Raw genomic sequence first — 7,721 nt, forward strand, 5'->3', positions numbered from 1 at the left:
TAACAGTATGTAAATAGGCTTAAGTCAGCCAGTAGAGAGCATTTGGACACTTTACATCGTTTACATAGTTGCGTTTTTAAGCGCCGACTTACTTAAGTCCTAAATAAATTGCCACAGCAATTTCCAGGTTTATGGAGTACGGTTGCAAGGGTTTGTCAACCATTTTGGTAAGTGCCTTTGGTAAGTGCTTGGGATTAAGGTGTACTCTATTTGCCTGGAATCTGCTGTCTAAGTTTCATCCAAACCTCACGGGATGCGTGAAACTCAGAAGACACAAAGCGTGCTGAGAGGGAACCGACTCGGAGGATTTTAATCCCCGTTGTATTTTCAGGATATAGCAGTCCTAGATGTCTGTCTTATCCACTTTGTATCAATCTTATGTAGTAGACCTCTTGCAAAAAAAATATGTGTTATCCTTAAGAGTTTGCTCAAGTTTAGGTAAAACTTTGAATTATTGGGTTGATTGGCATCTCCTTAAACTTGCCCCTCCTGCTAGATTATAAAATTGCCTAAACTTTCCATAATAGCACAAAATTATTTTGCAATAGGTCTAGTTCTCTCAAGCCCTAAAATTCCAAATGCTGCACGGCCCGCCGCTTAGTTTCCTCCCCACGCCTGTCATATTTTGCCGTAGTTACCGGAGAAGCATGACCCGCCAACTTTTGCACCGTCACAATATCCACCCCAGCATCAAGGAGGTCCGAGCAAAACGTGCGCCGGAAATCGTGGGGACTAAAGGACTCCACCCCAGCGAGTTTAGCCCGCCGCTGCACAATCTTCAATACACCATCCTCCGTCATCCGCCGGCGCTGAATTTCTCCCCCCTTCCGAATCGGGTACAACAGAGGCCCCGGAGCCTCTCCCCTCAACTCCAGCCACTGGGACACTAAAACGCAAGCAGACTCCGGGAGGTAAACCGTCCTGTCTTTCTTGCCCTTACCCTCCCGGACGAACAGCGCTCCCGTAGATAGATTGAAATCTCGCTTCAAGAGATTGACCGCTTCACCACGACGGATGCCGCCCCCTCGCAAGATAGCAATCAGCGCCGAGTCCCTAACATCAATAGGGGTCTTACCAGAGCAGCTTTGCATCAATGCAGCAATCTCACAGAGCGTTAGCGCGCGCCCCCTAACTTTTCCCGATTGCTTGATACTCCTGACATCCACCGCTTTACTGTAATCTATTGGGTCGATTAAATCCAACCGCAGAGCTTCCTTTAACACCCGCCGCAGGGCGCACAGCATTTGGTTCACCGTCGCCGGGGCGTACTTTTTCTCAAGGGCAGAGCGCAGAGCCGCCGTATGTTTGTAGCGCAATGCCGCCCAATTCAAAGTCATTGCGTCACACTCCCCACCTGTCAGCATTCGGGCCATGATATTGAGTCCTTCTCTCATGGTTGCCTTTGACCGCTCGCTCCCCAAACTGTCGAGGTACACGGAGGCCGGGTGCTGAGTCAGGGGTACCGGACAGGGCAGATTCAATCTTTCCGGCTGTTGCTCTCCAAGTAAGTCGAGCATTTACTCTTTCAAAGTGACATTATAGATACTAATTCTCCCACGAAGTTTCAAGCAAGCGATCGCCTGCACGTTATGTAACGATCACGAAGTCGCCAAGGTTTGACCTCTCTCAACCGCTGTAGACGAGCCTTCGCCGTAACTGTCTTGCTCCCATCCCAAGCTTTCTAGCGATATGTTCTAAACAATCTGCGCTTAATTGTCCAACCTCTATTACTATTTTGGTTAATTTATCCCTGGATAAATATTTTTTCCACTTCTGCAACACTAAAAAACGTTTCATAAAACTCAGCTTCATCAGTTTGTCGATGATAAATCGCCTTGGGCAGCACCGACAATTTAATAAATATACTAGAAGCAAATTCCCGCTCGGAATTGAATCCGATTGAGAGAGTGTGACACTATATAAAACAAGAATTGAGTTGGGGAATTTATGAAAATTTAGATGCTCTTAAAGAAAAAGTTCGCGCTTTTATTGAAGAATTTTCAATTGAAACAATCGCATCTATAACGGGATGGGATTATATTCTATCAGTCTTGGCTACTGTTGCATGACTTTGGAGAATTGGCATCACTTAGAAATTTGAGCAAATTTGTTTCTTTAAATTGACTAATAATTATGTTTGCATTGCTCTGACTAGGTTCTGTCCAAAATGACATATTACTGAACTGCTCAAATAAGTCAGGTGGTAAAATAGTAGTTCGAGGTTTATACTCGACTTTAGACTGTATTTTATGCAATCCCGGAGTGTTCAATTTCTTGTCAAACTCTCGTTCATCATATTCTACATTTTCAAAGTCATGCTCAAAAAAATCTTCTCCCAAAAATTTATAAATCACTTTCATTACTCGATCGGGATTTTGGGTTAATATTTCATAATCGACTAGGAGTAAAATTTCGCTATTTTCGCTATAAAAAGCTTCTTTTAAGGCATTATAAGAAAAGCCTATTAAGCGATCGCCCTGCATTAATGCCTCGGTTCTACTATATACTGTACGGCGTTCTGATGGACTACCAAATAGCCTAGAAACATCAAAGGTATTCTGACGAAGTAATCGCTCGATACTATCCGCAATCCAAGCAATATTCCTAACACAACAGATTACCTTGGCATAGGGAAATAAATTTCTGATAAGAGGCAATTGGCTGCACCAACGCCGATTGGTATCAAAAACGATCTCCTTATCTGCTTGGGGCTGATAATAACCTGTAAAAATGCCTTGAACGATCGCACGTTTCTGTTGCGTTGAAATAAAAACGGAGTGTTCGCTATCTTCGCCCATTGATTCGAGCATCTGCTCTATCAATAGGGAGACGGGAGAGGACATAGCAGCATGGAAGCGAGGATTTTGTCGCAGCAGAGCGGCCATTAAGGTAGAGCCAGAACGTGGCAACCCTGATATAAAATGAAATTTACAATCTAGCATTTAATTTCCTACTGATTTCATTAAAAAAATTATAATTTTGGAAATAAAGGAAATCGTATTAATTATTCCCATACAAACCGCTACAATAGTATAATTGTCTTAATAAATAATAAACCTTTATTTTTGTTTTGCTAGGATAAAGCGTTACCAGGCTCAACATTTGTTTCTCTGGAATAGTAAAATATGGCTCTTTCGGAGTTGCTATGCTTTTGTTCACTTAAGAACATTTTTATTTCTTTTCTCTTCTTCCACTCTCCCGCTCTCCCCCTCTACTCAAATAGCATAGTTAAGTACGGAAGATCCTATAGTACACCATTTAATAGAGAAAAATTATTCTGTTTAGTAAGTTAAAGAATTTTGTAATAAAGTTTAACAATACGTTTTATAACTTATTATATTATATGGTTAGTGTTGGTAGAATATTAAATTAATCCACAAGTAGCCTGTTTACTGCAAACACTGAACAGCCGACTATGAGTATCAGGCAGCACATTTATAGGAAAGCTGAAGTTTCCACCACAAAAGCTTCCACAAACCAGAAATTTCAGATGCGCCAGTTCGCTACTAAACCCCAACTCAAACAGGTATCGCTGCGAGAGCAACTTTCGTTCCAAAGTCAAGGCAATCTATTGGGACGGACGCGAGTTTCTCCTAGAGCAACAATTCAACCCAAGATTACCATCGGCGCACCAAATGATAAATACGAACAGGAAGCCGATCGCATAGCTGATGCAGTTATGAATATGTCTGCACCCTCCCCAGATGCAGGGTCAAAACAACCCTTAGCTGCCGCTGTTACCCCGATCGCTGCTACAGATAGCGGCTCGGCACAAACTGCACCAGAAGGTACAGCGTCTGCTGCTAGTAGCGGTCAAGAGAGTCAACTGAATCTCGATGGTAGCGGCGGAAGCCCATTACCCCAGAATGTCCGATCCTTCATGGAACAGCGTTTCGGTGCTGATTTCAATCACGTGCGCGTGCATACCGACTCAAATGCGGTACAGATGAATAAGGAATTAAATTCCCACGCCTTTACATACGGCAGTCATATATATTATGGGGCAGGGAAATCTCCAGGGGAAGACCACTTAACCGCTCATGAACTTACCCACGTTATACAGCAGACTGGAAGTGGGTAGACTCAGATCTTGTACCAGGGCTAAAAACAGGGTTTCTTGCAAATAGCTAAACCCGAAACCCTTAATTTTTCGTAAAAAAACCCAGTTTTTCAAGCCTTGTTGAGAATGATGCAAAATCTGAGTAGAGGGGAAACACGGAAATATGGAAAAAACAAAAGGCTAAACTATTCCTTCCAGCCGAGTCTTCCCTGTTTACTATGACCGCTTCTTACCTGAGTTTTTTCTTTTTCTTACCGTATTTTCCCCTAGTCTTACCCCTTTCCCCTTCTTATGGATGAGATATTCACTCAAGGCCCAACGCTTGAAACTGAAAACGGCGATTGGTATGAGGCAAATCGCCGTTACTTAATAGCTGCTCTAGCACAAATGGAAGCAACCTTACGACGACAGGCGACACCCAATTTCCTAGTTAAGCAAACAGCACTACAGAATACAGCACAAATTGCAGCCGCGATGTCTCCTCCACCTGCTCTGGAAAAGTTCTGTAATACTTTCAATTTGTTGGATTTCGATCGGGATTTGCTACTCTTGTGCGCTGGGATGGAATTGGATGCAAACTGGGGGAATTTGTGTGCTGAGGCTGCCGGAAATTCACAGCAAACTTATCCAACTTTTAGTCTGGCGCTGAGGGTGCTATCAGCACCGGATTGGGCAGCGTTGACACATGATGCACCATTGCGTTGGTGGCAAGCGATCCAAGTTGGGCCGGGAAACTCCCTAATGCAGTCCCCCCTAAGAATCGATGAACGGGTGTTGCACTACTTGTTGGGAATCGAACATCGGGACGAGCGATTGGTTAACTATGTCAAACCCTTGCCGAACCAAGATATTCAGGAATTAGGCTTGCCACCATCTCACCACCAATTGGTAAAGCAAATAGCAGGGATATTGGGAAGTACGGATGGTCTTAATTATCAAATTGTCCAGTTGTGCGGTTCGGATCTGGCTGAAAAAACCGCGATCGCAGCAGCAGCTTGTGCAATGCACGGATGGAATCTGCACGCGATGGCGGCGGACGGAATTCCGACGGACACTGACGACTTAGAGAATTTAATGTGCCTGTGGGAACGAGAAGCACTTTTGAGCAATAGTGTTTTACTCCTAGAGTGCGATGCAGTCGATCCAAACGACCAAAATCGAGATAATGCGATCGCAAGGCTGATTGAAAACAGTAGCAATCCCCTCATTGTCAGCGTTAGCGATCGACGGCATCCCCGGAAGCGTCCATTAATTACATTTGATATTGAGAAGGCAACATCTAGCGAACAGCAAGCCATTTGGCGATCGGCTTTGGGTCACTTGGCAGACAATCTCAATGAGTGTGTAGAAAAGATCGTGGCAAATTTTAACCTCAGTTCTCCGGCAATTTACGCGACTTGTAGGGAAGTGCAAAGCCAGGACGACACCAGAGAGGGATTAGACGTTGCCTTGTGGGAAGCTTGTCGGATGCAAGCGCGATCACGTATGAATGGATTAGCTCAACGCATTGAATCAGCAGCTACTTGGGAAGATCTCGTATTGCCAGACAATCAACGCGATATCTTACGGGAAATTTTGGCCAACGTTCGGCAACGTACAAAAGTTTATCAAAGCTGGGGATTTGCCGACAAAAGCACTCGCGGCTTAGGAATTAGCGCTCTATTTGCTGGAGCGAGCGGTACTGGTAAAACAATGGCAGCCGATATTATTGCTAAGGAATTGCGACTGGATTTATACCGGATCGATCTAAGTGCAACCATTAGCAAGTACATTGGCGAAACGGAAAAGAACTTACGGCGCATATTCGACGCGGCGGAAGCTGGCGGGTGTTTGCTGCTTTTTGACGAAGCTGATGCTCTGTTTGGTAAGCGTTCTCAAGTGAAAGACAGTCACGATCGCTATGCCAACCTGGAAATTAGCTATCTGCTACAGCGGATGGAATCTTACCGAGGATTAGCGATTCTGACTACTAACTTAAAAGATTCTATAGACCGGGCATTTTTGCGCCGCATTCGTTTCGCGATCGAGTTTCCCTTTCCAGATGCCGAACACCGCGAACAAATTTGGCAGCGTATCTTCCCCAAACAAACACCTACACAAGGGCTGGACTTTTGCAAGCTAGCCAAACTAAATGTTGCGGGTGGAAATATTCGCAATATTGCTCTAAATGCCGCTTTTACTGCTGCCGATACAGGAGAACCTGTGATGATGAAGCATATATTACAAGCAGCAAAAAGCGAATATATTAAGTTGGAACGACCCCTTACAGATATGGAAGTAAAGGAATGGGTATGATAGCTAAAAAATTGTCGATATTTAATACTACTTAGCGGTTGCATTAGATGATAAAAATCAGGCTTATTCCTATCTCAATGAAGAATTAGCATAAACTTCGCCTGTAAGCAGATCTGCTAATAAGACCAGCGTCAATAAAAAGCATCCATTTCAACAGAGTGTTTTAATATGACGAATCCTACAAATTTTGTGCAAACAGTCCTTGTATGCGATGGACAAAACAACGCGGTTAACTTAGGAAAAAAACCTCAATTTAAAATTGAGAAAACAATTACTCTAGAAGCTTGGATTTGTGTAGCAGCTCAAAAAAAATATGCTGGAATTATTAGTAACATTTTCAAATCGGGCGCAACAGAAAGTGGATATGGTCTGCTCCTTGATGGCGAGAGTGGGATTTACTTTGGGTTAAAAGTTCCTACACTCGGAATTCAGTATCTTAGTAGCGGAGCGAACACGATTACCCTCAACAAGTGGCATCATATTGCGGGAACTTATGATGGTCAGGAAATGAAATTGTATGTCGATGGCGTAGAAAAAGCTAAACAAGCATATACAGGAAATAACATCAATTACAATCCCGAAAATGACTTGTTATTTGGGATGTATAAAGATAATAATGCCTTTCTCGCCTTTCCTGGAAAAATAGCGGAAATCCGAATTTGGAAAATCACTCGTACCCAACAAGAAATTCAAAATAATTTCTCCCAACGTCTGGCAGGAAATGAGTCAGGATTGGTGGGGTATTGGCCTTTAAATGAAGGCAGCAACAATATCGCTCATGAGCGAACCAGTAAGACCAATCATGGTGTGATTAATGGGGCTAACTGGGAACAATCACAAGTACCATTAACAAAGCAGCCAGTCCTTACATTTAATGGACAAAACAACGCGATCGAATTAGGAAAAAAACCTCAATTTAAAATTGAGAAAACAATTACTCTAGAAGCTTGGATTTGCGTAGCATCTCAAAAAGGATACGCTGGAATTATTAGTAATATTTACGATACTGGCGCAACCGAAAGTGGATATGGTCTGCTCCTTGACGGCTATAGTAGTATTTACTTTGGTTTGAAACTTTCTTCAGGCGGAATTCAGTATCTCAGTAGCGGAGCCAACACGATTACCCTCAACAAGTGGCATCATATTGCGGGGACTTATGACGGTCAGGAAATGAAAGTATATGTCGATGGCATAGAAAAAGCTAAACAAGCATGGCCAGGAATTAACATCAATTACTCTCCCGAAAATGACTTATTTTTGGGGATGTATAAAGATAATGATGAAGTTTACGCCTTTCCTGGAAAAATAGCGGAAATCCGAATTTGGAAAATCACTCGTACCCAACAAGAAATTCAAAATAATTTCT

General features: G+C 43.1%; 5 protein-coding genes. 3 read left to right on the plus strand and 2 right to left on the minus strand.

Translation table 11 applies throughout. The features are described 5' to 3' along the window. Positions 1-566: 566 nt before the first annotated feature. Together QUB12_RS29870 and QUB12_RS29875 are read right to left on the minus strand one after the other, a co-directional pair. Positions 567-1,517, minus strand: coding sequence for a tyrosine-type recombinase/integrase (locus tag QUB12_RS29870; protein ID WP_333309699.1), 951 nt, complete (start codon positions 1,515-1,517; stop codon positions 567-569). A 528-nt stretch (positions 1,518-2,045) separates the two neighbouring features. Next, positions 2,046-2,942: a sulfotransferase gene (locus tag QUB12_RS29875; protein WP_333206154.1), complete on the minus strand. Its 897-nt coding sequence runs from the start codon at positions 2,940-2,942 to the stop codon at positions 2,046-2,048. A gap of 473 nt (positions 2,943-3,415) precedes the next feature. Here QUB12_RS29875 and QUB12_RS29880 point away from each other — a divergent pair, with 473 nt between their 5' ends. From QUB12_RS29880 to QUB12_RS29890, 3 genes are all read left to right on the plus strand, one after another. After that, entirely contained in the window at positions 3,416-4,081 is a 666-nt protein-coding gene (locus QUB12_RS29880) for a DUF4157 domain-containing protein (RefSeq protein WP_333206155.1), read from the plus strand. 270 nt (positions 4,082-4,351) lie between these two features. Next, a complete protein-coding gene (locus QUB12_RS29885) occupies positions 4,352-6,355 on the plus strand; it encodes an ATP-binding protein (protein WP_333206156.1) in 2,004 nt (667 codons plus the stop codon). Positions 6,356-6,523: 168 nt separating this feature from the next. Beyond that, a partial coding sequence (locus QUB12_RS29890) for a LamG domain-containing protein (protein ID WP_333309703.1) occupies positions 6,524-7,721 on the plus strand: 1,198 nt, incomplete at its 3' end.

Source organism: Microcoleus sp. B7-D4, from assembly GCF_036705125.1.
Classification (GTDB): Bacteria; Cyanobacteriota; Cyanobacteriia; order Cyanobacteriales; family Microcoleaceae; genus Microcoleus.

Bases quoted from the DNA above. Each gene is read 5' to 3' on its own strand.
- QUB12_RS29875 (WP_333206154.1), bottom strand. From the start codon at position 2,942: ATGCTAGATTGTAAATTTCATTTTATATCAGGGTTGCCACGTTCTGGC.
- QUB12_RS29880 (WP_333206155.1), top strand. From the start codon at position 3,416: ATGAGTATCAGGCAGCACATTTATAGGAAAGCTGAAGTTTCCACCACA.
- QUB12_RS29885 (WP_333206156.1), top strand. From the start codon at position 4,352: ATGGATGAGATATTCACTCAAGGCCCAACGCTTGAAACTGAAAACGGC.
- QUB12_RS29870 (WP_333309699.1), bottom strand. From the start codon at position 1,517: ATGCTCGACTTACTTGGAGAGCAACAGCCGGAAAGATTGAATCTGCCC.